We start from the raw sequence: 25,809 nt of genomic DNA, 5'->3' as shown, positions 1-25,809 counted from the left end.
TCTACTCGGTTCGTCCGCTCAGGTTGAGGATGGCGGGCAGTAGCGTCAGCCCGAACAGGATCAGCATCACGCCCGACCCGAGGTCGAGCACGCCGATCAGGCTGCCCACCGAATTGTGCGTGGTGAAGGGTGACTCGCCCAGGAAGGACATGCTCGACGCGGTGTGCAGGCAGGCCGCGGCGACGGCGCTGGGACCGTAGCCGACCGCGCTGCCGTCGAGGTACCGGTAGGAGCCGAAGGAGACCGCTGCCGTCAGGCAGAGCATGGAGTTGGCCAGCACCATCGACGCGGCGAGGTAGATGTAGATCCGCAACTCCGCGAGGTTCTCCCCGGTCGAGTCGACCCGGGTCCGGTGGAAACCTGTGGTGAGGAACCGGCGGGCGTAGCCGCGTACGGTCAGATACCAGGTCAGCGCCTCGAAGAACATCGCGATGACGATGGCGGCGGCGACGAGTGCGGCGCCGAGAGTGAGCCAGCGGGCGCCCGGCGGCCGGGGGAGGAAGAAGGCGGGCCCGGCCGTGCTGAGGACGGTCAACGCGACCAGCCCGGGCGCGGTGAAGCAGACCGTGGCCCAGAGCCGCAGCGCGACGGCCGCCGCCCGCCACCGCCGGGATCGTCGCTGCCACCGCAGGTACCGTCGCCGGATCCGGTGATCTTTGGCGCCGAACGGGAAGAACGTGCCGCCGCACTCGTCCAGCAGGCGAAGCTTGGCCGCGTCGTCGGCGGGCGGCATCCGGTCGTACGCGAGCCGGTAGTCCCGGCCTCGTTCGCTGATCCAGCGGATCGCGTTCGTGATCGCGGTCACCTTCAGCAGCCCGTGCAGGATGATCGTGACGTTGAGCAGGTCGACGACGACGGCCACCGCAGCTCACCTCGTCCGGGTGGGCACCTACCGAGAGTATCGAGACCCACCGATCGTATCGGCGTCGACCCACTCGGCACTGGTCCGCTCGGACGGGATTCGGTGCGGCGTGGTCGGTCCCGACCCGGACGTGGAAGGAGGCAGATGGGCTACGCGCGGCTCGACGGCGTCCGATTCTGGTACGAGACGCACGGCACCGGTCGACCGCTGGTGCTGCTGCACGGCGGGTTCGGCGCGGTGGAGACCTTCGCCGCGATCCGGCCGGCGCTGGCGCGACGTCGCCTGGTGGTCAGCGTCGATCTGCCCGGTCATGGCCGCACCCCGGACACCGGACGCCCCCTGCGGTACGAGTCGATGGCCGACGAGGTGGCGGCGCTGATCGTGCACCTCGGCCTGGCCGAGGCCGAGGTGCTCGGCTTCTCCCTCGGCGGTGGGGTCGCGCTGCGGATGGCGGTGCAGCACCGGCAGTTGCTCCGTCGTCTGGTGGTGGTCTCCGCGCCGTGTCGGCGGCAGGGCTGGTTTCCCGAGGTGCTCGCCGGCATGCCCGAGCCCGACGAGGCGGCCGCCGAGCGGATGCGTGGCACCCCGCCCGAGCAGCTCTACCGTCGCGTGGCGCCCCGGCCCCAGGACTGGCCACTGCTCTGGACCAGGACCGGCGAGCTGCTGCGCCGTGACTACGACTGGTCCTCGGAGGTCGCCTCGATCACCACCCCGACGATGCTTGTCTTCGCCGACGCCGACTCGGTCCGCCCGGCACACATGGTGGAGTTCTTCGGCCTGCTCGGCGGCGGGCATCGGGACGCCGGGTGGGACGGCACCGACCGACCGGCCGCCCGGCTGGCCGTCCTGCCTGGACTCACCCACTACGACGTCGTCGACTCACCCGCCCTGCCCACGGCGGTCCTCCCCTTCCTCACCCACGTCTCCACCCCGCCCACCTGACACCCCCACCCCACCGTCCCCAAACTGTGGCTGTTGCTGGGCCGCCGGGGGCGGGAGGCAACAACATCGGGGATGTTGCGGAGTCGTCGTCGGTCGGAGGCAGCAGTTTCGGGGATGTTGCTGGTTCGCCGTCGGGTCGGAGGCAGCAGTATCGGCGATACTGCTGCCTCGACGATCGGGCGCGGTGTCCAGCAGGCCGGGCCGCGAGCCGCCGAGGGCCAGTCGACCACTGTGACGCGGCCGGTCCGGTCGACGAGCAGGTTGTCCGCGCGGAGATCCACGTGGCACAGGGTGTCGCCGGTCAGCGACGCGGGGCCAGTGTCGAGGTGCGAGACGTCCGTCCGGGCCGGCGGTCGGCAGGGTGAGGTTGCCAACCGCCGGCCCGCGTACGCGGTCAGCGCGCCAGCACGACCTCCACCTGCTGCCGGGTGCCCCAACCGGTCCGCCAGCACGTCGCCGCCCCGTACCAGCGGATCACTCGCAACACCACCGCCGCGAACACCACCGCCACCGGCGCCAACAGCCACGTCCACACCCGGCGGCCGGTCGACTCGTCGGACCGGCGGACCGTCAGGTAGCGCAGCGTCTGTGCCCACCCCACGATGAAGGTCACCGACAACAGCCACGGCAGTGCCGTGAGCGTCGGTTCGACCATCGGGGACACGAACACGACGGTCACGAACACCACCGTGGCGACCACCATCGACGCCCAGCGCAGCAGATGTGCCCACCAGGCGTACGACCGCAGCGGCAGGTACCGCACCCGCCACCAGGAGCGGATGAAACTGCCCCGCATCCACCGCAGGTACATGCGGCACAGGTGGCCGAACCGGTCCGGCATCAACGCGAACGCGAACGCGGTCGGCTGCTGCACGGTGCGCCCCCTGACCATCGCGTACAACGTCAACAGGGAATCATCCGAGAAGGCCACGTGCCGGCCGAAGAACCGCTCCGTCAGGTAGCCGTCGAGGTTGTCCCGGACGACTTCAGCCCGATAGGCGGCGATCGGCCCGGAGTTGACCCACACCGCTCCGAACACCGACAGCGACGACCGGTCGGTGAGCTGACCCGTGACGAACCACAGGTCGGTGATCCGCGCGAGAAACGACGACCCCACGTTCGCGGCCATCACCACGCCGGCCACCGACTGCACACGAGGATCAGCGAACGGCAGCAGCAGCTCGTCGAGCGCCCGCGGATCGGAAACGGTGTCCGAGTCGACCGTCCAGTAGATGTCCGCGTCGCCGGTGGCGCGTACGGCCACGGCCTGCGCGTGCCGCTTGCCGGCGTTGGCCTGGCTGACCATGGATTCGAGGCAGGCACGCAGCGCCGCCGGGTCCTCGTTGTAGACGGGGACGATCGCCACCACCCGCAACCCGTCCAGATACTCGCGAGCCTGGCCGGTCGCCGTCGCCGGCCGCTCCAGGTAGGCACCGCCGATCTGCCACAACAGCAACAGGAACATGCCCGCGTACACGTAGGTGAAGCGGTGCCCGGCGCCGTCGAGAGCGCCCGAGACCGCGAACACATGGTGTATCGCCCACACCGCCGCGGCGGCCAGCACGACCGCCGCCGCGAGCAGCACCCGTCGGGGTCCGATGCGCGCGCTCATCCGTCGATCGGCCGTCCGCGTCGGAACGTCATCCGGATCATGCAGGCACCGGCGACCACCATCAGCACACCGACAGCGGCGATGACGAGCGGCAACGACAGTTGCACGACGCCGACACCAGCGGTACCGCCGATGGTGACCACGTCGAATCCGGTGCGGGGCAGGGTGCTACCTGACGACATCGAGTTCTCCGCTCGGGGCTGCGGGGGCTGTGGCGGCGGGCAGGGTGCAGCCCCAGTCGTGCCCCGGCCGCCGCTGGATCAGCCGCTCGGGGTGCGGGATCCGGTCGACACCCTCGCAAAGCCGTCAACCAGGGTCAACCACGCTCTGTCACCCCATCGAGCTAATGTGTGACCGCCTGACGCGCGCCGCAGCCGGTCGTTGCCCGGGTAGTCGGCTTGTCGACAGCGGCCCCGCGTGGAATGCCGCAGTCTGTCCGGTCGGCCCCGAGTGCCCGGCCGCACCCATCCGCCAGCCGCACCGTCTGATCCGGTGGCCGAGCAGACCGCGAGGACTGTTCACCAGCGCAGCGGGGAAACCTCGAGCGGACGCACCTGGGGAGGAGCGACGGATGACGCGTGCCGGACTGACCATCGGCGTGCTCGGCTCGTACGGTGGGCGCAACCTGGGCGACGAGGCGATCCTCACCGGTCTGCTGACCGATCTGCGTCAGCAGGAGCCGCACGCGCGGATCATCGTGTTCTCACGGAATCCCGCGCACACCGCCGTCGCCCACCCAGACGTGGAGGCGGTGCCGTGGGAGGGGGTCAGCCGGACCGACTCGGCCCTCGTGCTGTCCCAGCTCGACCTGCTGATCCTGGGCGGCGGCGGCATCCTCTACGACAAGGAGGCACGCCGCTACCTGCGGGTGGTCCGGGTGGCGCAGGAGCGGGGTCTGCCGCTGCTGACGTACGCCGTTGGCGTCGGGCCGCTCAGCGAGATGGTGGACACCGGCATGGTCCGGGAGACGCTGGCCGGCGCGGTCCAGGTGACCGTACGCGACCAGGAGTCGCGGATGGTGCTGGAGGAGGCCGGCCTGCTCAACCCGATCACCGTCACCGGCGATCCGGCGTTCCTGCTGGAACCGGAGGACTTTCCCGCTCAGTTCCTCCGCGAGGAGGGCGTGCCGGACGGCAAACGGCTGGTCGGGATGAGCGTGCGGGAGCCGGGCCGGGCGGCGGAACGGCTGGACGTGGACGGATACCACCGGCTGCTGGCGCAGATCGGTGACTTCCTGGTGCACCGGATCGACGCGCACGTGCTGTTCGTGCCGATGGAACGCGACGACATCCGGCACTCGCACGGCGTGCTGTCGCACATGATCGCCGCGGAGCGAGGGCGGATCCTGCACGGCACCTACTCACCGCAGCAGATCCTCGGGCTGATGAAGCACTTCGACCTCGCGGTTGGTATGCGCCTGCACTTCCTGATCTTCGCGGCGATGATGGGCACCCCGTTCCTGCCGCTGCCGTACGCCGGCAAGGTCTTCGACCTCGCGCAGCGACTCGGGGTGCCGGCGTTGCGTGGCGTGGAACGCGAGGTGGAGGGCCCGCTGCTGGCCGAGGTGGACCAGTTGTGGGACGAACGTGAGCAGCGGGCCGAGGTCACCGCCCAGCGGGTGGCTCGGGTGTGCGACGAGGCCAGGGGCACCTCTCAGGTCACCCGGGCGGTGCTGGAGAGCCTGCGCAACCGGTCCCTGGTCGAGGTCGGCGCCTGACCGGCGCGGGGGTCGGGTCAGACCGCCGGCCCCCGCCAGCAGTAGCGCCACTGCTGCCGGTCGGCGTCGACGGACTCCAACTCGTAGATCTCCGCTGCCGCCAGCCCCTGTGGCCCCAGGTGATGGTGGGTCAGCGGGGGCCGGCCGTTCGGGTCCAGTTCGACGGTGACGTGCTCGCCGTCGGCCGTGCCGCCCACCAGTGGGATCTCAACCGTGGATGCCATGCGCCCATCCTGCCCCGGCCGTCGGTGACCCGCAGGGCGAAGCGAGATGATCCGCCTCGGCCCGCTGCTCCTCGGGCCGGCAGTCCGGTTCGGACCGGTGCCCGTCGGTCAGTCGCGGGGCAGCAGGCCCGGTGGGTACTCCATGCCGTCGTGGGTGCAGGAGGCGGCTGCGACCCGGGACGCGTACCCGGCCGCCTCCGCCCAGGTCGCGCCGCGCGACCGGGCCGTGATGATCCCCGCCGCGAAGGCGTCCCCGGCGCCGTTGGTGTCGATCACCGGGCCGGGCGGCACGGCCGCCGGGATCCGCCGCACGTCGCCGCCCAGGTACAGGTCGGCGCCGTCGGCGCCCCAGGTCACCAGCACCGGGCGCGGCGCCAGCGTGCCGGCCACGGTCGCCGCCCGGTCGTCGAGCGCCGCACCGCTGACCAGCACCAGCTCGGCGACGTCGGCGAAGGGACGGTGGTACGGGTTGTGCCCGTCCCAGTCGTGCAGGTCGGTCGAGCTGCCCACCCCCTCGCTGAGCAGGTCACCGAGGTCGGGCAGCAGTTTTCGCACCCATCCCATGATCGACAGATGGACGTGGGTGGCGTCCTGGACCAGCTCCGCCACCCGGGCCGCCGCGAACGGGGGTGGACCGTCCGAGTCCCGGGGGTCGTACAGCGACATCCGCCGTCCGCCGGGGTCGACCAGGTTCACCGACCGCCGGGTACCCGCCGGGTCGTCGGCCAGGACCGTCCGCACGCCGGTACGGGCCAGCGCGGCCCGCACGACGGCACCGGCCGGGTCCGCGCCCACCGTGTCGAGCACCGTCACCCGTAGCCCCAGCGCGTGTGCGGCGAGTACCACCCCGGCTCCGGTGTTGCCGACCCGCAGCTCGATCGGGTCGACGGTGACCGAGTCGACCACCGGCAGCGGCAGCCGGGGCACCCGCACCCGCACGTCGACGCCGAGGCCGCCGATCACCAGGAGGTCGCACATGGTGCCGACGCTGGTCGGCCGGCGCCGCCTATCCTGGCCCCGGGTCGCCGCCGCCGTCGCGCGGGCCCGTCCGGTCCGAGGGGAGTGCGTGCTGGTCGTCCATGGGATGTGGCTGCCCGGTCGGGGGCTCGCGGTCTGGGCCGAGGACAGCACCCTGCCACCGGCGGCCCCGCGCCGCCCCGGCCGGGCACCACGGGCCCGCCCACACACCCGTTCGCCGCCGGGCACGCCGCACTCGTCGCGCTGCTGGCTGACGCCGCCGAACCGGACGACCTCGGCACGGCGCTGCTGCGCCTGCCACCCGCGCCGGCTCGCCGCTGGACTCGCCGGAACTGGTCCGCACCACCGAGCTGGCACCGGTGCGTGGTCCGGTCACCCTCGCCGGGTGGCGGGTCCCGGTGCTGGCGTACGCCCCGGACGCCGCGCTGTCGTTGCTGCGTACCGTCGAGAAGCTGGCCGCCGCACCCGGGGCGAGCCTGCGCCACCTGGCCGAGCTGGCCGACTTCGCCACCGACCTGGCCACGCGCGGCCGGGTCCTGCCCAGCCTCGCCGACCCGGCCTCGGCCGCCGAGGGCTCCGCCTGGGCGGTGTGGCGGCCGTTGCTGACCGGCACGGACGCCGCCTGGGCCCGGTCACTGGCGCTGGCCCTGCCTCCCGCCGCCCGAGCCGTCGTCGAGGCGGAACTGTCCGCGACCCGGGGGCCGGCCCGTCCGACGGGAGGGTCGAGGTGCCGGGCTGCTGGTCGCCGACGCGCTCGACGCGCTCACCGACGCGGCCGTACGCGCCGTCCTGCCACCGATGACGCTGGCCCGGGGGCGCGACCGAACGGTGCCGTGGCGGCCTGGCTGGGTGCGTTGACCGGGCCACGTCGCGGGTTCACCGCTGAGGCGGCGGCGCTGCGCACGCTCCGTAGCGAGCTGGACCAGTGGCAGCGCGACGCCGCCGGTGGCACGGTGCGGGCCAGCTTCCGGCTGGTCGAGCCGTCGGCCGACGAGCTGACCGAACCGGTGACGGTGGTGCCGGCCGACCCCGGTGCCGTCGTCGCCACCACCGGCCCGTGGCGGATCGAGTTCGGACTGCGCGCCACCGACGAGCCGGGGCTGCACGTCGACGCCGGGCAGGTGTGGCGCGGCGGCGGCGTGACCTGGCCGGCGACCATCCACAGGAGATCCTGCTCGCCGAACTCGGCCGGGCCAGCCAGCTGTGGCCGGAACTGGACGAGGCGCTGCGCACCGCCCGACCGGAAGGGCTGGAGCTGGACACCGAGGGGCGCACCGGTTCCTGCGCGAGGGCGCGCCGACGTTGCACGCCGCGGGCTTCACGGTGCTGCTGCCGTCCTGGTGGCGGCGCCCCGCCTCGCGGCTCGGTGCCCGGCTGCGGGCCCGCTCCCGCAGCGCGCCCGGCGCGGTGACCGGCCCGGACGACCGGGTCGGACTTGACGCCCTGGTCGACTACCGGTGGGAGCTGGCCCTCGGCGACGAGCCGCTGACCTCCGACGAACTGACCCGGCTGGCGGAGCTGAAGACCCCCCTGGTACGGCTGCGGGGGCGCTGGGTCGAGCTGGACCCGAAGCGGCTCGCCGCCGGCCTGCGCCTGCTGCGGTCCACCGGCGAGCTGACCGTGGCCGACCTGCTGCGGCTCGGCCTGTCCGACGCCGAACAACCGGACGCGTTGCCGGTGCTGGAGGTGAGCGCCGACGGCGCGCTCGGCGACCTGCTCGCCGGGGCCGTGGATCGCCGGCTCGCCCCGCAGGACGAGCCGCCGTCCTTCCAGGGCACGCTGCGGCCGTACCAACGGCGGGGGTTGGCCTGGCTGGCGTTCCTCCAGTCGCTGGGGCTCGGTGGGGTGCTCGCCGACGACATGGGGCTGGGCAAGACGGTGCAACTGCTGGCGTTGCTGGCCGCCGACCCGCCGCAGGCCGGTCCGACCCTGCTGATCTGTCCGATGTCGCTGGTCGGCAACTGGCAGCGGGAGGCGGCCCGGTTCACCCCGGACAAGCGGGTACACGTGCACCACGGCGCCCAGCGGGCTCGCGGTGCCGAGTTCAGCGCCACCGTGCACGCCGCGGATCTGGTACTCACCACGTACTCGGTGGCCGCCCGGGACGCCGCGGAGCTGGCCGGCGTCGACTGGCACCGGGTGGTGGTGGACGAGGCCCAGGCCATCAAGAACGCCGCCACCCGGCAGGCCGAGGCGGTACGCGCACTGCCCGCCCGGCACCGGATCGCGGTCACCGGCACGCCGGTGGAGAACCGGCTGGCGGACCTGTGGTCCATCATGCAGTTCGCCAACCCGGGCCTGCTCGGCCCGGCGGCGACGTTCCGCAAACGGTTCGCCGAGCCGATCGAGCGGCACGGGGACACCGAGACCGCCGAACGGCTCCGCCGGATCACCGGCCCGTTCGTGCTGCGCCGGCTCAAGACCGACTCGTCGATCATCTCGGACCTGCCGGAGAAGCTGGAGATGGAGGTCTTCTGCAACCTCACCGCCGAGCAGGCGGCGCTGTACCGGGCGGTCGTCGACGACATGCTGGCCCGGATCGAAGCCAGCGCCGGCATCGAGCGGCGTGGGCTGGTGCTGGCCACCATGACCCGCCTCAAGCAGGTCTGCAACCATCCCGCGCAGTTGCTCCGCGACGGCTCGCCCCTCGACGGTCGGTCGGGCAAGCTGGCCCGGTTGGAGGAGATCCTCGACGAGGTCCTGGCGGCGGGGGAGAAGGCCCTGCTGTTCACCCAGTACGCGGAGTTCGGCGGGATGCTGCGCGGGCATCTGTCGGCCCGGTTCGGTCGGGAGGTGCTGTTCCTGCACGGCGGCGTCGGCAAGGCCGACCGGGACGCCATGGTGGCCCGCTTCCAGTCCGCCGGTGGGCCGGCGATGTTCGTCCTGTCGCTCAAGGCCGGCGGGACCGGGCTGACGCTGACCGCCGCCAACCACGTGGTGCACGTCGACCGGTGGTGGAACCCGGCGGTGGAGGACCAGGCCACCGACCGGGCGTTCCGGATCGGACAGCGGCGTCGGGTGCAGGTCCGCAAGTTCGTCTGCGCCGGCACGGTGGAGGAGAAGGTCGCCGCGCTGATCGCCGACAAGCGTGGCCTGGCCGCCTCGGTGGTCGGCACCGGTGAGCAGTGGGTCACCGAGCTGTCCACCGCCCAGCTTCGTGACTTGTTCGCCCTGGAGGCGGGGGCGGTGGCCGAGTGAGTGCCGACGACGGCGGCCGGTTCGCCGACTACGGCCCGCCGCGCCGGGTCGACGGGGGCCTACGGGCTCGGAGCACCCGGGGCGCGATCGGGGTCTCCTGGTGGTCCCGCCGCTTCCTCGAGGTGCTGGAGTCGTTCGCGCTCGGCACCCGGCTGACCCGGGGCAGGTCGTACGCCCGCGCCGGCCAGGTGCTCCGCCTCGACGTCGCACCGGGCGTGGTGACCGCGGTGGTGCAGGGCTCGCGCGCCAAGCCGTACCAGGTGAGCGTCGCGCTGCCGCCCTTCCCGGCCCGGCTGTGGGAACGGATCGAACAGGAACTCGCCGCTCAGGCGTTCTTCAGTGCCCGGCTGCTCGCCGGCGACCTGCCGGCCGAACTGGAGGAACTGTTCGTCGCGGCCGAGGCCCCGTTGTTCCCGGCGGCGATCGGCGAATTGGACCAGCGCTGTTCGTGCCCGGACGTCGCGGTGCCCTGCAAACACCTCGCCGCCACCTTCTACCTGCTCGCCGAGGCCTTCGACGCGGACCCGTTCACCCTGCTGCACTGGCGTGGTCGCAGCCGGGCGGACCTGCTCGCCCGGCTACGGCGACTGCGCGTCGAGGACCAGGCATCGACCACACCGCAGCTCCGCGACGGTGCACCGGTGGCCGGTGTCGACGCTGCGGCGGCGCGGGACGTGGCAGGGCCGCCGGACCTGACCGGTCGACGTGGCCGCTCGCGCACCCGGGACACCGGGCATCCCGACACCGGCCGGGAGGCCGACGGCGGTCGGCCCGGGCACCACCAGGTGGACGTGCCCGCCGCCGGTGCCCTCCGGGCGCTCGCCGACCTGCCCGGCACGCCGCTGGCCGAGGCGGTGGACCGGTTCTGGTTGCCGCCCGTGCCACTGCCGGACCGTCCGCCGAGCCTGACCGCCCGGCCGGATCTGCTGTTACGACAACTGGGCGCGCCCGCGCCGGCCATCGGTGGACCGGGACTCGTCGAACGCCTGCGTCACGCCTACCGCCAGCTCGGCGAATAGGCCGGGTTCGCGCCGCCCTGGTCAGGTTCGGTCCCGGATCGAGCGGCTTTCCGCCGCACCGTGCGGTCACTCGATCCTGGGCGGCACGCGGCCCCGGCCCTCACAGCCAACGTTGACGGAACCGCCACATCAGCGCGGCGTTCGTCACCAGCACCACCGCGAAGATCGCCCCGGCCAGCCGGCCGGCGAGTACGGTGGTCGCCGGCAGCGCCGCCCAGAGCACCACGGTCAGCAACAGCAGCCAGCGGCCGTGGCGACCCCGGGCCCGACTGTCGAGCCGGGCGAAGAACGCCGGATCGCTCTCCCGCAGATGGCGGGTGATCTGTTCGAATCTGCGTTGATCCTCTTTGCTGAGCATGTGCCTTCCCCTCACGCGTTCAGCAACGGTGCGGCGGAATACCCGCTGCGGAGCGGGCTCACGCGCTCTTGCTGGTGCTACTTTCACCCGTGACGAGCTGCCACAACGGCTCCTTATCGGCACCTTAATTCTTACTAAGCCGCCGAACCGGACCCGTGGCGCTCGCGTGCGTGGCAGTGGCGCTGGTGGGCGCCGTCGCCGAGGAAACACCCCTGCTCGCGGCGTGTCTGGCCAACTGGCCGGTAGCCGGCAGTCCGGCATCCGCGTTGAAACTCGTCTTAAGTGCGCGGGAGCGCCGTGAACGGCTGCCTTGTTAGGCCGGATGCCGGTGACTACGTTCCCCTGGCAACCCCCCTCGGACATTAGTCGCCGCACCTCAGGCCGAGGCACGGTCGTGCGTCGACGTTAGAAAACAGGAACGGTATATGGCCGACCATCAGGTGCCACCACACCGACGGCAGGACGATCGCGGATGGGACGGGCGCCGGTACCCGCAACCACACCCCCAGCACGGCGATCCGACCCATCGAACCGATCCGTACCGACCGGAGCCCTACGTTCACCAGGGCCAGCGGCCGGCCCCGAACCCTGGACCGCAGTGGATCGGCCCGGACGGGTACGGCGTGCCGCTGGACCCGGCCCGGCCCGGCGGTGAACTGCCCGACCTGGACGGTGACGACGAACCCCGCCGTGCGTCCGGCCGTCGCCGAGCGTTGGCCACCCTCGGCGGTAGCGCCGCCGTCGTGGCCGGTGGCGCGATGCTCGCGATGAATCCCCGGGTACGCGCCTTCTTCGGCGACGAGGCAGCGGTCGCCGGCGACGCCACCATCGCCAAACCGACGGATGGCTCCCCCACCCGCCCGAGCGGGCAGCAGGCGAGCACGGTACGCACGTACACCGAGCAGAACGACAGCTACATGGGCTCCCGGGGCGGCGAGGCGCTGAAGAAGAACGCGCCGAAGGGCGGGCGCACCTTCTCCGGTCCGGCCGCCGCGGCGGCGGCGACCAAGGTCACCGTGAAGACGGTGCTCGCCAAGGACCCGGAGCTGCACCTGGCCCGCCGGTTGACCTTCGGCCCCACCGCCGCGGTACTCGCGGAGATCAAGGAGCGCGGCATCGACGGCTGGCTGCGCTGGCAGCTGGAGCCTGAGAAGATCGCCCCGACGAAGGCGGAGTTGAAGCTCGCCGAACTGCCCACTCTCAAGCTGTCGCCGGAGCAGTTGCGCGAGCAGCGCGACCAGCTCAACGAACGTGGCGCCCAGCCCGAGCGGGAGATGGTGGATGCCACGATCGCCCGGCAGATCTGGTCCGACCGTCAGCTGTTCGAGGTGATGGTCGACTTCTGGAACGACTTCCTGCACGTGGCCGCCGACTTCGACGGCGGCGAGATCTACCGCAACTCGTTCGACCGGGACGTCATCCGTAAGCACGCGCTCGGCAGTTATCCGGAGATGTTCCTGGCCGCCAACCGGCATCCGGCACTGCTGCTCTACCTCAACCAGGTCGACTCCCGTGCCGACGCGGTCAACGAGAACCTGGCCCGGGAGAACCTCGAGCTGTACTCGGTGGGTGTCGACGGCGGCTACACCGAGGCCGACGTCCGCCAGGCGGCCCTGTTGCAGACCGGCCGGGGCGTCAAGGACGGCAGCTACGTGTTCCGCCCGGAGCGGCACTACGTCGGCAAGGTGAAGATTCTGGGGTTCACCCACGCCAACAACTCCGCCGATCCGGAGAAGGCCGAGGCGGCGATCGACGCCTACCTCACGTATCTCGCGCTACACCCCTCGACCGCCCGGTACGTGGCACAGAACCTCGCCGTCCGGTTCGTGTCGGACACCCCACCCAAGTCCCTCGTGGACCGGCTGGCGAAGGCGTACACCTCCCACCGGGGCCGGATCAAGCCGGTGCTGCTCGCGCTGTTCAGCTCGTCGGAGTTCTGGGCCGCGGTGGGCCAGAAGGTGCGCCGCCCGCTGGAGTACCTGGTGGCCACCTACCGCACGCTCGGTGTGTCACCCGAGGCCGCGCCCAACCACGACAACGGCGGCAACCAGCGGACCGCGTACGCCCGCGGCCTGCGGCAGATCCACGACAAGCTGCGCGAGCTGGGTCACCACCCGATGGGTCAACCGACGCCCGACGGCTACCCGGACGTCTACCTCGCGTGGACCTCCGTCGGCACCATGGTCAACGGCTGGAACGAGGCCCACGACCTGCTCGCCGCCAACCGCACCGTGTTCACCTTCACCCGCGCGGAGAAGCTGGTCGCCACCCCACCGGCCACCGCCGGGGCGTACGTCGACGCACTGGCCCGACGGCTGATCCGGCAGCGGCTCACCGACCGGGAACGGGCGCTGATCCTCGGCGTGGCCGGGGTCTCCGCCGGTACGAAGGTCGACGCGACGTTCAACGGGGCCATCACCGCCGTCGCGCGGGCGATCCTCGCATCCCCCCAGCACCACCTCCGGTGAGGCATCCGATGGAGAAGACTGTGTACCCGTATCACCTGCACCCCGACTGCCCCGACGTGCGACGGCTGGCCGACAACCCGGCCGAGGCACTCCTGCGGGCGGAGGCCGAAGTGGTGGCCGCCGAGAACGCCGCCGAGGCCGACCGTTACCGGCGGCTGGAGGAACTGGAGGAGGCGCAGCAGGATGGTCGCGGGGTGACTCGGCGTACCTTCGTCGCCGGTGCCGCCGCCACCGCCACCGCCCTGGCGACCGCCCAGTTCGTGACCACCTCGGCGTCGTTCGCGGCGACCAAGACGGGCACGCTGATCCACGTCTTCCTGTACGGCGGCCTGGACGGCCTGAGCCTGATCGCGCCGGACAACGACCCGGTGCTCGACCGGGCCCGTCCCGAGCTGCTGCTGCCCAACGACTCACTGGCGCTCGGTCGAGGCTTCAAGCTCACCAGCGCCTTCGCGCCGCTGCAGCCGTGGCTGCGGTCCGGACAGTTGGGCTTCGTCCCCGGTGTCTCCGACGAGCGGCTGTCCCGCAGCCACTTCCAGGCCGCGGACGCCTGCAACCTCGGCGGCCTGCCCGGCGAGACCGGCGGACGGGGCTGGCTCGACAGCCTGATCGACGCGCTCGGCAAGGGCACCGCCTTCCGCAGCGTCGGCATCGGTAGCACCCTGCCCCGGTCATTGGTCGGCAACAACGGCGCACTCTCGCTCAACAACGTCGGCTCGTTGCGGCTGGCCGGCAGCGAGCGGCAGCGGGAGGCCACCGAGAAGGCGATCAAGGGCCTGTTCACCGGTATCAACCACCCGGTGGAGGACGCGGTGCAGGCCGGGCTCGGCGCACTCGCCACCGCGCGCAGGCTCGCCGCCGAGCCGTACCGGCCGGCCGAGGGCGTCGAGTACCGGGGCGTCGGCTCCGCCTTCCAGACACTCGCCCAGCTGATCAAGGGCGATGCCAACGTTCGGGTGGCGACCGTCGGGATGGGCGGCTACGACACCCACGAGAATCAGGGCACCACGAACGGCGGCCAGTTGTACCGGCGGTTGAACGAGCTGGCGACCGCGCTGGCGGCGTTCTTCACCGACCTCGGTGACCGGGCCGCCGACGTGACAGTGATGATCTCCAGCGAGTTCGGTCGCCGGGTCGCGTCCAACCGCGGCGGCACCGACCACGGCCACGGCGGCGTGGTGACCATCCTGTCCGGTCGCAAGCTCGCCGGCTCGCTACTCGGTGCCTGGAACGGACTGGACAGCCTCGACTCCGGTGACGTACCCGAGTACAACAACATGTTCAACGTCTACGGATCGGTGGCGCAGGGTCGGTTCGGGCTGACCAACGCGGAGGTGGACAAGATCTTCCCCCGGATGAAGTACGCCCCGATGAAGCTGTACGCGTGACCCACCCCGACCTCTACTCCGACCGCCGGACCGCGGCGCACTCCCGGTCCGGCGGTCGGCCCACCACCGGGAGTCCGTTGCCGGTCGTACCACGGCGCGGTGCCGGTGGCCGGCGGCTGCTGGTCGGACTGTTCCTGCTCGGGCTGGTCGCCGCCGTGCTGCCCTGGTGGACGGACACGCCGGCCGGCTCCCTGGCCGGCAGCACCGCGATGCTCACCGGCGCGGGTCAGATCAGCGGCCTGCTCGCCGGTTACCTGCTGCTCGTGCAGGTGTTGATGATGAGCCGGCTGCCGGTGCTGGAGCGGGTGGCCGGTGGCGAACGGATCGCCCGCTGGCATCGGGACGTCGGGGCCACCCTGCTGGTCGCGGTGCTCGCGCACATGTCCCTGATCCTCGTCGGCTACGCCCGGCTGGAAGGCCGGTCGCCACTGAGCCAGGCCGGCGTGATGCTGCGCGACTACCAGGACATGGTCTCGGCGTTCGCCGCCGCCGGCCTGCTGGTACTGATCGGGCTGACGGGTGTCCGGGCGGTACGCCGGGCGCTGCCCTACGAGCTGTGGCACGCCACCCACCTGGCCGCGTACGCGGTGCTGCTGCTCGGCTTCGCCCACCAGTTCAGCAACGGCACCCAGCTGTTCCGCCCCGATCCGGTGCGTACCGGATGGATCGGCCTCTACCTGCTGGTGGTCGCCGCACTGCTGTACGGCCGGGTGATCGCCCCGCTGGCGTTCAACCTGCGGCACCGGTTGCGGGTGGCCGACGTCGTCGCGGAGAACCCGGACACCGTGTCGATCTATCTGACCGGCGAGCGACTCGACCGGCTGACGATGCTCGGCGGGCAGTTCTTCCGCTGGCGGTTCCTGACCAGGGGCTGTTGGTGGCAGTCCCATCCCTTCTCGGTGTCCGCCGCGGCCAACGGCCGGTGGCTACGCCTGACGGTCAAGGTGGTCGGTGCGCACACCCGTGACCTGCGTGAGCTGGAGCCGGGGGTCCGGGTCTGGGCGGTCGGCCCGTCGGGCACCTTCACCGCGGCGCACCGCACCCGCGAGCGGGCCCTGCTGATCGCCGGCGGCAGCGGCATCACCCCGCTGCGGGCCATGCTGGAGGAACTGCCGCCGGGTTCCGCGCTGATCTACCGGGTGCGTGCCCCCGCCGACGTGGTGCTGCACCGGGAACTGGACTGGCTGGCGCAGGCACGCGGCGTCCAGGTCTGGTACGTGGTCGGCTCGCGTGACGATCCCGGACCCCGGCAGGTGATGACCACGGACGGTCTGCGCCGGTTGGTGCCGGACGTGGCTCGGCGGGACGTCTATCTCTGCGGCCCGCCGGGACTGGTCGAGCAGAGCCGGCAACTGCTCCGCCGGGTCGGCGTGCCACGCCGACAGATCCACCTCGCCACCTTCGAACTATGAGAGGGCATCGCCGCATGCGTCGTGCGCTGTTCGCAATCAGCGGCCTGGCGGCCAGCACCACCGCTCTGGTGGTGCTCAAGGCGGCACCGGACACCAGCACGGTGGCCCAGCAGGTACCCGCGCCGGCGACATCCGGCGCCGGGGAGTCGACGACGGCAGCCGAGCCGACCGCCGAACCAGCCGAGGCGACCGCCACCGCGAGTCCGCGACCGCGTACCAGCAGGTCGGCAGAGCCCGGCCGGAAAACGGCGAGCCCATCTGCCGGCCGTGCCGGCCCGTCGAGCGACGCCACGAAGAAGCCACCGGCGGCACGACCCAGCACCGCCGCCCCGCAACCCGCGGTCCGTCGTGTCGTCGGGCCCGTGGTCAGCAACGAGTTCGGCAACGTGCAGGTGGCGATCTCGCTGGACGGCGCCCGGATCGTGGACGCGGAGGCGCTCGAACTACCGGAGCGCACCGCCCAGTCCGACCAACGCAGCAGCCAGGTGGACGATCGGTACAGCGGCACCGCGGGACTCGTGGTGCAGCGGCAGAGCGCCGACCTGGACACCGTCTCCGGGGCGACCGCGACCAGCGAGTCCTACCAACGGTCGTTGCAGGCTGCCATCGACCGGGCGCGATGAGCGCCGCGAGTTCGATCCGGCCCGGACTGCGCCGCGTCGAACACGTCATGGGTACGCCGGTCAGTCTGGACATCGCCGACGATCGGCCCGCGACCGAGCTGGCCACGTTGGCCGACGAGGTGTTCGCCTGGCTACGGGAGGTGGACGCGAGGTTCAGCACGTATCAGCCGGACAGCGAGGTGTGCCGCTTCGACCGGGGCGAGCTGCTGCTCTCCGAGGCGTCCGCCGACCTGCGCCGGGTGATGGAACGCTGCGCCGACCTGTGGGACGCCACCGACGGCTTCTTCGACGCGTACGCCACCGGCGGGCTGGACCCGTCCGGGTACGTCAAGGGTTGGGCGGTCCAGGTGGCCTCGGATCGGTTGCGTGCGGCCGGTGCCGACAACCACTGCCTCAACGCCGGTGGTGACGTCCGGGTGCGGGGGCATTCGTCGACCGGGCTGCCGTGGCGGATCGGTGTGCGGCATCCCTGGAACCCGTCGGCGGTCTGTCTGGTGCTCAGCGGGACGGACCTCGCGGTCGCCACGTCGGGTGTCTACGAACGCGGCCACCACGTGCGGGATCCGCGCCGTGGCACCCCCGCCCGGGGCCTGCGGTCGGTGACGGTGGTCGGGCACGACCTCGGGCTGGCCGACGCGTACGCCACCGCGGCCGTGGCCATGGGCGTGGCCGGGATCGGCTGGCTGGATCGGCTGCCCGGCTACCAGCACGCGGTGGTCACCGACGACGCCCGGTGCCTGCACTCCACAAACCTGCCGCTCACCGACTAGCCGGACCGACCCCCAGCCGTGCGGCAGCCGGGTGTCCGTGACAGTCACGGCAGTCGACACGCCGGTCGGAGACCATCTCGACGGCCACGGAGGCGGGCCGCGCGGGTCGACCTGGTCGGGCGAGGTGTGGCCGGGACCTGGCTTCGGGTCAGGGCCAGCGGGCCGGGCGGTGGATGATGGCCGGGCGGGACCCGGTCGGTCGCGGACGGCCGGGTCGGGCGCCCGGGGACGCGTGGCCCCCAGCGGTGGCCGGGCCGGTGTCGCCGGGGCGGCTCTGCTCCGCCCAGGTGGTGCCTGGTGTCGCCGGTGGACATCGCATCCCCGCTCCCGGCGCGGACGCGCCGTCGAAGGGTGCAACGAGCGCCGGTCCGTCCGGGTCTCGCTGCCGGCGCGTCGGACCGTGGGTCATCCGCCTCAGCGGCCCCGGCGGGGCAGCGGCAGCTGGCCGGGGACCAGGGCCGAGGTGAGCGTCGCGCCGGTGGAACGCAGCGCCTCGACAACTGTGTTCTGCACCAGGTAGGCATCCGGTAGCTGCCACCGGGCCTGCTCCGGTGCGACCGCCCAGCGGACCTGTCCCTCGGGCAGCCGGGTCGGTGGCGCCGCGACCCAGGAGCCGCGACCGTGCAGGACCACGTCGAAGCAGTGCTCCAGTTCCGGCCGCAACGGGTCGCCGGGGCGGACCAGGAACATCCACCGTCCGGTCGGGGTGACCAGCACCGGTCCGCGTACCCCCGGGCCGACCGGGTGCACGCGCACCGCGTCCAGGACCAGCCGACCCAGGTGGGCGGGGATCTCCAGCACGTCGAAGGAGCGGCCGGTGGGCAGCAGCAGGCCGTGCGGCCGGGACCGCCACCAGGTGGCCACCCGCGCCGGATCGGTGCTGGCCGCGTGCTCCCAGTCCTCCAGGGCGGGGTGGCAGCCGACCGTCGGGCAGCCGGCCCGGCCGCAGACGAAGCGGCTCCGCGCCAGGCAGGCACCCGGGGTCACCGCCCACCCGTGCAGGGCGTAGCGCACGGCGACCCGGCGCAGTCGTACCCGTTCCAACGGCGACAGACGCGCCACGTGCGGTCCGACATTCCCCCACATTGGTGTCATCTCCCCTCGCCGCGCCCGGCCGGCGTCAGCTCGTACGTCGAGACCCGTCACTGCCGCAGCCCGTCGTCGTTCTGTTTGACAAAGTGGCCGATGCAACTTGCACGAAAAGTACGAGGTTCGGCCGGACGGCTGACGCACCTCCTGTGCGACCAGCGGAAACCTGAGATACGGACGGATCGCCGCGCCCACTGAACGGCCCCCGGCCCCCGGCCAGGGCTCCAGCAAGGGGAGGACTGGGGAGATGGACGAGCTACCCATCGGGCGGCGGGTGGCCTACTGGCGCGGCCGGCGCAAGATGTCGCAGCAGGTGTTCGCCGACCGGTTGGGCAAGTCGAAGAGCTGGGTCGACAAGATCGAGCGGGGCGTCCGGCGACTGGACAAGTTCTCCGTGCTCTACGAGATCGCCGACATCCTCCAGATGGACGTGCAACTGCTGCTCGGCAAGGACCCGGAGCGGCGCACCGACGCGCTCAACTGCATCGAACAGTTCGAGGTCGAGGAGATCCGGGCCGCCCTGGAGCGGTACGACTCGATAAGCGCGTACTTCGACGCCGCACCGAGCCCGCCGCCACTGGCCGACATGAGCAAGGCGGTCACCCACGCCTGGCTGACCTACCAGTACGGCCGCTACGGGATGCTCACCCGGGCCCTGCCGAAGCTGCTCCGCGACGCCCAGGCGGCCGACGCCGTGTACGGCGGTGACCAGGCCCAGCGCGCCGCCCACCTGCTCGGGCAGGTTTACCAGCTCGCCTCCTCGGTGCTGCGCAAGCTCGGCGAGTGCGACCTCGCCTGGCTCGCCGCCGACCGTTCCATCGCCGTCGCGCAACGCGCCGACGACCCACTGCTCGCCGGGGTCGCCACCACCCGGGTCTGCAACGCGTTGGTGGCGATGGGTCGGCCCCGGCCGGCGCTGGAGCTGAACGTGCGGATCGCCAACCAGCTCGCTCCGGGCGGCGGCAACGACAGCCGTCCCGAACGCCTGTCCGTCTACGGGATGCTGCTGCTGCAGGGCGCGATGGCCGCCTCCCGCATCGGCGACACCGCCACCGTGGAGGACCTGCTCGACGGGGCGCACGCGGCCGCGATCGAGCTGGGCGGCGACCAGAACCACTACTGGACCTCGTTCGGGCCGACGAACGTGGAACTGCACCGGGCGGCGGCCGCCGTCGAACTCGGCGACGGCGGGCGGGCCGTCGAGGTGCACCGCCAGCGGATCCAGCCGGCGCCGTTCGACGCGATGCTGCCCGAACGCCGGGCGCACCACCTGCTGGACCTGGCCCGGGGCTACGCCCTGATCGGCGATGTCGCAAATGCCGGGGAGATGCTGCTGCGCGGTGACCGCCTGGCGCCGTCCGAGATCCGCTGCCGCCCGATCGCCCACGAGGTGATGTCGGACGTGCTTCGTCGCACACGTGGTGCGCCGCCTTCTCCGATCGCGGAGTTGGCTGAGCACATGGGAGTAGGAGTATGACCTCGGAGCCGGCATGACCGGTTCGCACCGCCACGACGGGCACCGCCAGGTGCTCTACATCATCGCCTGTGGCTCGCCGCTGGCCCGAGACGTGGGCCGGCTCGTCGACCTGGCCCAGCAGGACGGCTGGGACGTCTGCGTGATCACCACGCCCGACGGCGCCAAGTTCGTCGATCGCACCGCACTGGCCCGTCAGACCGGCCACCCGGTACGCACCCACTACAAGAACCCGGGCGACCCCGACGTGCTGCCCACCGCCGATGCAATGATCGTCTGCCCGGCCACGGTCAACACCGTGAACAAATGGGTGGCCGGCATCGCCGACACCCTCGCCCTGGGGCTGCTGGTGGAGGCCCAGGGTCGGGGGATACCGCTGGTGGCCGTGCCGTACACGAACGCGGCGATGGCCGCCCATCCGGCCTTCCGGGCCGGCCTCGCCCGGCTCTCCGAGTGGGGAGTGAGCGTGCTCTTCGGCGACGACGTCTACCCGCTGCATCCGCCGGGCACGGGTGAGCGGCACCAGCACACCTTCCCCTGGGCGCTGCCGCTGACCGCCGTGCGTGACCATCTCTGCCGGACCGGTTGAGCGGCAGCCCACAGTTGACGAGCTCCGGTCCGGACCTGGCCCCGCGCGACAACCGGGACCGGCCGCCGGAGCATCCACGACCCGGCCCGGGCGTTCGCCCGTGGCCGGGTCAGCGGTGTCGACGCGGCCCGGACCGAGGCGTGGTGTGGCCGGGTGACGTCCGGTAGAAGTGCTGACGCCGGTAAGCTCACCGGCCGTGAGCACAACCGCAGCCGTACCGACCGTCGCCGACGTGGTGGCCGAGGTGGCGCGGCACTACCCGCCGGCCTGGGCCGAGGAGTGGGACCGGGTCGGCCTGGTGCTCGGTGAACCGTCCGCCCCGGTACGCCGGATCCTCTGCGTCGTGGACGTGGTCCCCGAGACGGTCGCGGAGGCGCTCGACGCGGGCGTCGACATGATCATCTCGCATCATCCACTGCTGTTGCGCGGGGTGTCGTCGGTGGCGCCGACGACCTACAAGGGCCGCATCGTCCACCAGCTGATCAAGGCCGATGTCGCGCTGTACGTCGCGCACACCAACGCCGACGTGGCCGCCCCGGGCGTGTCCGACGCCCTCGCCGCCCGCCTCGGCCTGCTCGACCTGGGCCCGCTGCGACCCGCCCGCCCGGGCACGCCCGCCGAGGGGAGGGGCGGGGCGCCGGCCGGATCGGCCGGCTGCCGCAGCCGCTGACCCTGGCCGCACTGGCCCGCCGGGCCGCCACCGTACTGCCGGCCACCGCCGCCGGGGTGCGCGCCGCGGGCGATCCGGACCGCACGGTGCGTACCCTGGCGGTCTGCGGTGGCGCCGGGGACAGTTTCCTGGCCGACGCCACCGCGGCCGGGGTGGACGCCTACCTCACCTCGGATCTGCGCCACCACCCGGCCGGCGAACACCTCGCCACCGGGGGGCCGGCGTTGCTCGACGCCACCCACTGGGCCACCGAACGGCCGTGGCTGGACGACCTCGCGGCGCTGCTGCGGACCGCGCCCGGCGTCGACACCCTGGTGTCCGACCTGGACACCGACCCGTGGACCGTGCACGCCGCCGCACCGCACCCCGACGAACGCACGCCGGACGAACCCGCAGCGGACGACAAGGAGCCCGACCGTGAAGGCTGACCCCCAGGTCCAGCGCCGCCTGCTCGATCTCCAGGCGATCGACACCGCCCTCGCACAGCTCGCCCACCGGCGTCGGTCGTTGCCCGAACGGGCCGAGCTGGAAGCCCTCGCCCGGGAGTTGTCCGCCCTGGAGGACGAGCGGGTCCGCGCCCAGGTGGCGGTCGACGACCTGGACCGCGACATCGCCCGGCTGGAGAAGGACGTCGATCAGGTCCGGGCGCGCAAGACCAAGGACGAGGACCGGCTGGCCGCCGGCACCGGCCCGGCCCGTGAACTGGAGGCGCTCCAGCACGAGCTGGCCTCCCTCAACCGCCGGCAGAGCGACCTGGAGGACGCCGAGCTGGAGCTGATGGAGCAGCGGGAGACCGCCCAGTCGGTGCTGGACGGCGTGGAGCAGCGGCTGGCCGAGGTGCGGGAACGGCGGGCCGCCACCGAGCAGCGGCGCGACGACAGCCTCGCCGAGATCGGTCGCGAGGAGGAGTTCAAGCGCTCCGCTCGGCAGCCCCTCGCCAACGACCTGCCCGCCGATCTGGTGCAGCTCTACGACCGGATCCGCACCGACACCGGACTCGGTGCGGCGCTGCTGACCGCCGGCCGCTGCGGCGGATGCCGGATCGAGCTTTCCGGTGCCGACCTGGCCCGCATCCGCAAGACCGACCCCGACGACGTGGTCCGCTGCGAGGAATGTCGCCGGATCATGGTCCGCACCAACGAGTCCGGGCTGTAGCCGGTGGCCCCCCGGACGGTGCTCGTGGAGGCCGACGGTGGATCCCGGGGCAACCCCGGACCGGCCGGATACGGCGCGGTGCTGCGCGACGCCGCCACCGGCGAGGTGCTGGCCGAGCGGAGCGAGGCGATCGGCACCGCCACCAACAACGTCGCCGAGTACCGGGGACTGATCGCCGGCCTTGCCGCCGCCGCCGAGCTCGGTGCCGACGAGGTCGAGGTCCGGATGGACTCGAAGCTGGTGGTCGAGCAGATGTGCGGCCGCTGGCAGATCAAGCACCCGGGCCTGCGCCCGCTGGCCGCCGAGGCCGCCCAACTGGTCGGCGGCTTCACCGCCGTACGGTTCAGCTGGATCCCCCGGGAACGCAACACCCACGCCGACGCCCTCGCCAACGCCGCGATGGACGCCGCGGCCGCCTCCGGCGTCGCCACGCCGACCGTCGAGCCACCCCGCCTGGTCGAGCCGCCGCGCCGCCTCGGCGGCCCGGAGCCCGCCGGTGGCGGTGCCGCCGAGGTCGCCGCCCGGGCCGAGTCACCGGGCGCCGACCTGACCAGCGCACCGGTGTCCTGGGAGCCCCGGCCAAGCTTCACCGCCACCCGGCTCATCCTGGTGCGGCACGGCGAGACCGAGTACACCGAGCAGGGCCGCTACTCCGGTCGCGGCGACATCCCGCTCAGCGGCAAGGGGCAGGCCCAGGTGCGGGCCACCGCCGCGCGGCTGGCCGCGCTCGCGCCGGACGCCGTGGCAGTGGTCAGCTCACCGCTGTCCCGCTGCGTGGCGACCGCCGAAGCGATCGCCACCGCCCTCGGCGACCTGCCGGTACGCCGCGACGACGAACTCATCGAATGCGACTTCGGTGCCTGGGAGGGGCGCACCTTCGCCGAGGTACGCGAGGGCTGGACCGGTGAACTCGACGCCTGGCTCGCCTCCACCCGGGTGGCTCCGCCGGACGGCGAGTCCTTCGCCGCGGTCGCCGAACGGTGCGCCCGGGTGGTGCGTCGGCTGCTCGACGCGTACCCGGGGCAGACCGTCGTGGTGGTCTCGCACGTCTCGCCGATCAAGCTGATGCTGCGCGACGCGCTCGCCGCCACCGACTCCTTCCTGCACCGCCTCTACCTCGACGCGGCCGGTGTGTCGGTGCTGGACCGCTGGCCCGACGGCGGCGTCGCGGTCCGCTCCGTCAACGAAACCGCCCACCTCTCTTCCCTCTGACCCGCCTCCCCGTCGCCCTCGCCTCGCCGATCTTGCACCTTTGGTCGCCGAAAGGTAACTGATGCCCGATTCGCGGGGTCGGGAAGTGCAAGATCGCGGGCTCAGGACAGGGCGCGCCAGAGGAGATAGGTGCCGATCACGGTGCCGAAGACGACGATGACGGTCTTCAGGATCACCGAGGGGAGCCGGCGGACCAGGCGAGCGCCGGCGTAACCGCCGACGAGCGTGGCGGGAGCGACCACCGCGACGCCGGCCCAGTTCACCGGGCCGGCGATGGCGAAGACGACCACGGTGGTCAGGCCGATCACGGCGGAGAGCAGATTCTTGATCGCGCTCACCCGGGCCAGCGTCGCGTCCAGGACCAGGGCCAGCCCGGCGACGAGCATCACCCCGACGGCGGCACCGAAGTAGCCGCCGTACACCGCCGCCACCGCCACCACCACCTGAACGGTCACGGCCCGGCGGCGCGGCGCCAGGTCACGCGGGTGGCCGACCAGCCGGCGCAGCGGATCCTGGAACGCCAGCAGCGCGGTCGCCCCCAGCACCAGGAAGGGTACGACCAGCTCGAACGCCCGCGCGGGGGTGACCAGCAGCAGCCCGGCACCGGCCAACGCACCGACCACGGCGGTGGGCAGCAACGCGGCAAGCAGCCGCGACCGAGGCAGATCCACCCGGCTGCCCGCCACCGCCGCGAGGTACCCGGGAGCGACCGACAGGGAGTTCGTGACGTTCGCCGAGATCGGCGGCAGGCCGATCGCGAGCAACGCCGGAAACGTGATCAGCGAACCACCGCCGGCCACCGCGTTGACCGTGCCCGCGGCGAGACCGGCGGCGACCAGCAAGGCGGCTTCGGCGAGTTCCATGATCCGCAGGCTAGCGGTCCGGAACGCGTGCCGGTCGCCCTCCCCGGCTACTCGCCGACCGGGCCACCGGCCAGCTCGGCCACGATGTCGAGGTGCCCGAGATGACGGGCGTACTCCTGCACCAGGTGGAACAACACCCGCTCCAGCGACGCCGGGTCCGCGCCCTCCCACCGTGGCCCCGGCGCACCGCGCGCAGCCAGATCGGTGCCCTCGACCACCGCCCGGGTGTGCGCGCCCTGAGCCCGCAAAGTGGCCGTCAGCTCCGCGAAGCTCTCCTCCGGCGCCACGTACCACCGACCGTCCCGCTGATCGCCCCACGGGTCCGCGACGTCGCGGCCCTCAAATCCCCACTCGATCCAGCGGAGTTCCACGTGGCGCAGGTGCTTGAGCAACTCCAACGGGGTCCAGCCGGACGGCAGCCGGCTATTCCGCCGTTCCTCCTCGGCCAGCCCGGCCACCTTCTCCACCACGCTGTCCCGAAAATAGTCGAGGTAGCGCAGGAACACCTCGGCCCGCCCGTCGGCCGGCACCGTCGGTTCGGGAAACGGCGGCATCGTCACCGCGCCATTATGCGTACGCCGCTCCCACACAGTCGCCCCGGCCCACGGCCTCTGACGAGCTCCCGTGCGGTGTGCGTGATCCGTGGCAGCGAAGGCGCACGACACGCCGACCAGGCACCACCTTCACTGCCACGGATCACCGCCCGTCCGGGCCCGGTGCGGCAATAGGCGCGGACCGGGTGTCGTTAGGATGGGTACGCGACGGACGAGTCGACCGGGCGGTCGCGTCGGCGGGTTCCGGCCCGCCGCCGAGGAACGTCCGGACTCCACAGGGCAGGGTGGTTGCTAACGGCAACCCGGGGTGACCCGCGGGACAGTGCCACAGAAAACAGACCGCCGGCCCCAACGGGGACGGTAAGGGTGAAACGGTGGGGTAAGAGCCCACCAGCACCCCGGGTGACCGGGGTGGCTCGGTAAACCCCACCCGGAGCAAGGCCAAGAAAGGGTTGTCATCGCAGGATGACGCCCGCGCAGACGCTTGAGGGCGGCCCGCCCGATGTCTGCGGGTAGGCCGCACGAGCCTGTCGGCAACGGCAGGCCGAGATGGATGGCCGCCGCCGGCACGCACCCCGGTGCGTGTCGCGCACAGAATCCGGCGTACAGGTCGACTCGTCCGTCGCCACCGG

At 72.4% G+C, this 25,809-nt stretch carries 21 protein-coding genes, 1 other RNA gene and 2 pseudogenes; 15 read left to right on the top strand and 9 right to left on the bottom strand.

All coding sequences use genetic code 11. The features are described 5' to 3' along the window. Position 1: 1 nt before the first annotated feature. Positions 2 to 862: a hypothetical protein gene (locus tag ENC19_RS23980; protein ID WP_164449319.1), complete on the bottom strand. Its 861-nt coding sequence runs from the start codon at positions 860 to 862 to the stop codon at positions 2 to 4. A 144-nt stretch (positions 863 to 1,006) separates the two neighbouring features. On the opposite strand from ENC19_RS23980, the gene ENC19_RS23975 reads away from it, so the two are divergent. Continuing rightward, positions 1,007 to 1,804, top strand: a complete 798-nt coding sequence (locus ENC19_RS23975; protein ID WP_164449318.1) for an alpha/beta fold hydrolase — start codon at positions 1,007 to 1,009, stop codon at positions 1,802 to 1,804. Positions 1,805 to 2,198: 394 nt separating this feature from the next. Here ENC19_RS23975 and ENC19_RS30595 read toward each other — a convergent pair whose 3' ends face one another. Both ENC19_RS30595 and ENC19_RS23960 read right to left on the bottom strand, forming a co-directional pair. Then, complete coding sequence (locus tag ENC19_RS30595) at positions 2,199 to 3,416, bottom strand: glycosyltransferase family 2 protein (RefSeq protein ID WP_164449317.1); 1,218 nt, start codon at positions 3,414 to 3,416, stop codon at positions 2,199 to 2,201. Next, complete coding sequence (locus ENC19_RS23960) at positions 3,413 to 3,598, bottom strand: hypothetical protein (protein WP_164449316.1); 186 nt, start codon at positions 3,596 to 3,598, stop codon at positions 3,413 to 3,415. Before ENC19_RS23960 ends, ENC19_RS30595 begins: the two co-directional genes overlap by 4 nt. Positions 3,599 to 3,987: 389 nt before the next feature. Between ENC19_RS23960 and ENC19_RS23955 the strand changes: the two genes are divergently transcribed. After that, positions 3,988 to 5,133, top strand: a complete 1,146-nt coding sequence (locus ENC19_RS23955) for a polysaccharide pyruvyl transferase family protein (protein ID WP_164449315.1) — start codon at positions 3,988 to 3,990, stop codon at positions 5,131 to 5,133. Between the two features lie 17 nt (positions 5,134 to 5,150). On the opposite strand, the gene ENC19_RS23950 is transcribed toward ENC19_RS23955, so the two are convergent. Further along, positions 5,151 to 5,357 carry a hypothetical protein gene (locus ENC19_RS23950; RefSeq protein ID WP_164449314.1) on the bottom strand — a complete coding sequence of 69 codons (207 nt, stop codon included), beginning with the start codon at positions 5,355 to 5,357 and terminating at the stop codon, positions 5,151 to 5,153. Positions 5,358 to 5,465: 108 nt separating this feature from the next. Next, on the bottom strand, positions 5,466 to 6,335 hold the full coding sequence (locus tag ENC19_RS23945) for a carbohydrate kinase family protein (RefSeq protein ID WP_164449313.1): 870 nt from the start codon (positions 6,333 to 6,335) through the stop codon (positions 5,466 to 5,468). An 88-nt stretch (positions 6,336 to 6,423) separates the two neighbouring features. Between ENC19_RS23945 and ENC19_RS23940 the strand changes: the two are divergent. Together ENC19_RS23940 and ENC19_RS23935 are read left to right on the top strand one after the other, a co-directional pair. After that, positions 6,424 to 9,533 (top strand): annotated as a pseudogene (locus tag ENC19_RS23940) (SNF2-related protein). Then, a complete protein-coding gene (locus tag ENC19_RS23935) occupies positions 9,530 to 10,552 on the top strand; it encodes an SWIM zinc finger family protein (RefSeq protein WP_164449312.1) in 1,023 nt (340 codons plus the stop codon). Before ENC19_RS23940 ends, ENC19_RS23935 begins: the two are co-directional and overlap by 4 nt. Positions 10,553 to 10,652: 100 nt before the next feature. Here the strand turns inward: ENC19_RS23935 and ENC19_RS23930 are convergent, their stop codons facing one another. Next, positions 10,653 to 10,910, bottom strand: coding sequence for a DUF3040 domain-containing protein (locus tag ENC19_RS23930; RefSeq protein ID WP_164449311.1), 258 nt, complete (start codon positions 10,908 to 10,910; stop codon positions 10,653 to 10,655). Between the two features lie 623 nt (positions 10,911 to 11,533). Between ENC19_RS23930 and ENC19_RS23925 the strand changes: the two genes are divergently transcribed. Genes ENC19_RS23925 through ENC19_RS23905 form a run of 5 tightly spaced genes read left to right on the top strand, consistent with a single transcriptional unit; the run spans position 11,534 to position 17,571 of the window. After that, a complete protein-coding gene (locus ENC19_RS23925; protein ID WP_309246338.1) occupies positions 11,534 to 13,378 on the top strand; it encodes a DUF1800 domain-containing protein in 1,845 nt (614 codons plus the stop codon). An 8-nt stretch (positions 13,379 to 13,386) separates the two neighbouring features. Continuing rightward, entirely contained in the window at positions 13,387 to 14,766 is a 1,380-nt protein-coding gene (locus ENC19_RS23920; RefSeq protein WP_164449309.1) for a DUF1501 domain-containing protein, read from the top strand. Continuing rightward, positions 14,763 to 16,178, top strand: coding sequence for a ferredoxin reductase family protein (locus ENC19_RS23915; protein ID WP_164449308.1), 1,416 nt, complete (start codon positions 14,763 to 14,765; stop codon positions 16,176 to 16,178). The genes ENC19_RS23920 and ENC19_RS23915 overlap by 4 nt, the downstream gene beginning before the upstream one ends. Before the next feature lie 14 nt (positions 16,179 to 16,192). Further along, complete coding sequence (locus ENC19_RS23910; protein WP_164449307.1) at positions 16,193 to 16,801, top strand: FMN-binding protein; 609 nt, start codon at positions 16,193 to 16,195, stop codon at positions 16,799 to 16,801. A 47-nt stretch (positions 16,802 to 16,848) separates the two neighbouring features. Further along, positions 16,849 to 17,571, top strand: a complete 723-nt coding sequence (locus ENC19_RS23905; RefSeq protein WP_164449368.1) for an FAD:protein FMN transferase — start codon at positions 16,849 to 16,851, stop codon at positions 17,569 to 17,571. A gap of 414 nt (positions 17,572 to 17,985) precedes the next feature. Here the strand turns inward: ENC19_RS23905 and ENC19_RS23900 are convergent, their stop codons facing one another. Next, positions 17,986 to 18,657, bottom strand: coding sequence for a bifunctional DNA primase/polymerase (locus ENC19_RS23900; protein WP_164449367.1), 672 nt, complete (start codon positions 18,655 to 18,657; stop codon positions 17,986 to 17,988). Between the two features lie 250 nt (positions 18,658 to 18,907). On the opposite strand from ENC19_RS23900, the gene ENC19_RS23895 reads away from it, so the two are divergent. The 5 genes and pseudogenes from ENC19_RS23895 (at position 18,908) to ENC19_RS23875 (ending at position 23,760) form a co-directional block, all read left to right on the top strand. Next, positions 18,908 to 20,137: a helix-turn-helix domain-containing protein gene (locus ENC19_RS23895; protein ID WP_164449306.1), complete on the top strand. Its 1,230-nt coding sequence runs from the start codon at positions 18,908 to 18,910 to the stop codon at positions 20,135 to 20,137. Positions 20,138 to 20,150: 13 nt separating this feature from the next. Then, positions 20,151 to 20,723: a flavoprotein gene (locus tag ENC19_RS23890; RefSeq protein ID WP_164449305.1), complete on the top strand. Its 573-nt coding sequence runs from the start codon at positions 20,151 to 20,153 to the stop codon at positions 20,721 to 20,723. Between the two features lie 232 nt (positions 20,724 to 20,955). Further along, positions 20,956 to 21,821, top strand: a pseudogene (locus tag ENC19_RS23885) (Nif3-like dinuclear metal center hexameric protein). Continuing rightward, positions 21,811 to 22,548: a zinc ribbon domain-containing protein gene (locus tag ENC19_RS23880; RefSeq protein ID WP_164449304.1), complete on the top strand. Its 738-nt coding sequence runs from the start codon at positions 21,811 to 21,813 to the stop codon at positions 22,546 to 22,548. Before ENC19_RS23885 ends, ENC19_RS23880 begins: the two are co-directional and overlap by 11 nt. A 3-nt stretch (positions 22,549 to 22,551) precedes the next feature. Beyond that, entirely contained in the window at positions 22,552 to 23,760 is a 1,209-nt protein-coding gene (locus ENC19_RS23875; RefSeq protein ID WP_164449303.1) for a bifunctional RNase H/acid phosphatase, read from the top strand. 101 nt (positions 23,761 to 23,861) lie between these two features. Here the strand turns inward: ENC19_RS23875 and ENC19_RS23870 are convergent, their stop codons facing one another. Next, positions 23,862 to 24,623: a sulfite exporter TauE/SafE family protein gene (locus tag ENC19_RS23870; RefSeq protein WP_164449302.1), complete on the bottom strand. Its 762-nt coding sequence runs from the start codon at positions 24,621 to 24,623 to the stop codon at positions 23,862 to 23,864. A gap of 47 nt (positions 24,624 to 24,670) precedes the next feature. After that, a complete protein-coding gene (locus ENC19_RS23865; protein ID WP_166459065.1) occupies positions 24,671 to 25,177 on the bottom strand; it encodes a DinB family protein in 507 nt (168 codons plus the stop codon). A 212-nt stretch (positions 25,178 to 25,389) separates the two neighbouring features. Between ENC19_RS23865 and rnpB the strand changes: the two genes are divergently transcribed. Beyond that, positions 25,390 to 25,799: RNase P RNA component class A (rnpB, locus tag ENC19_RS23860), an RNA gene on the top strand. Positions 25,800 to 25,809: the final 10 nt, after the last annotated feature.

The organism is Verrucosispora sioxanthis, assembly GCF_010560025.1.
GTDB lineage: Bacteria > Actinomycetota > Actinomycetes > Mycobacteriales > Micromonosporaceae > Micromonospora > Micromonospora palythoicola.
Note: the sequence above shows the minus strand (reverse complement) of the source record. Positions and strands in the feature narration are given on the sequence as shown.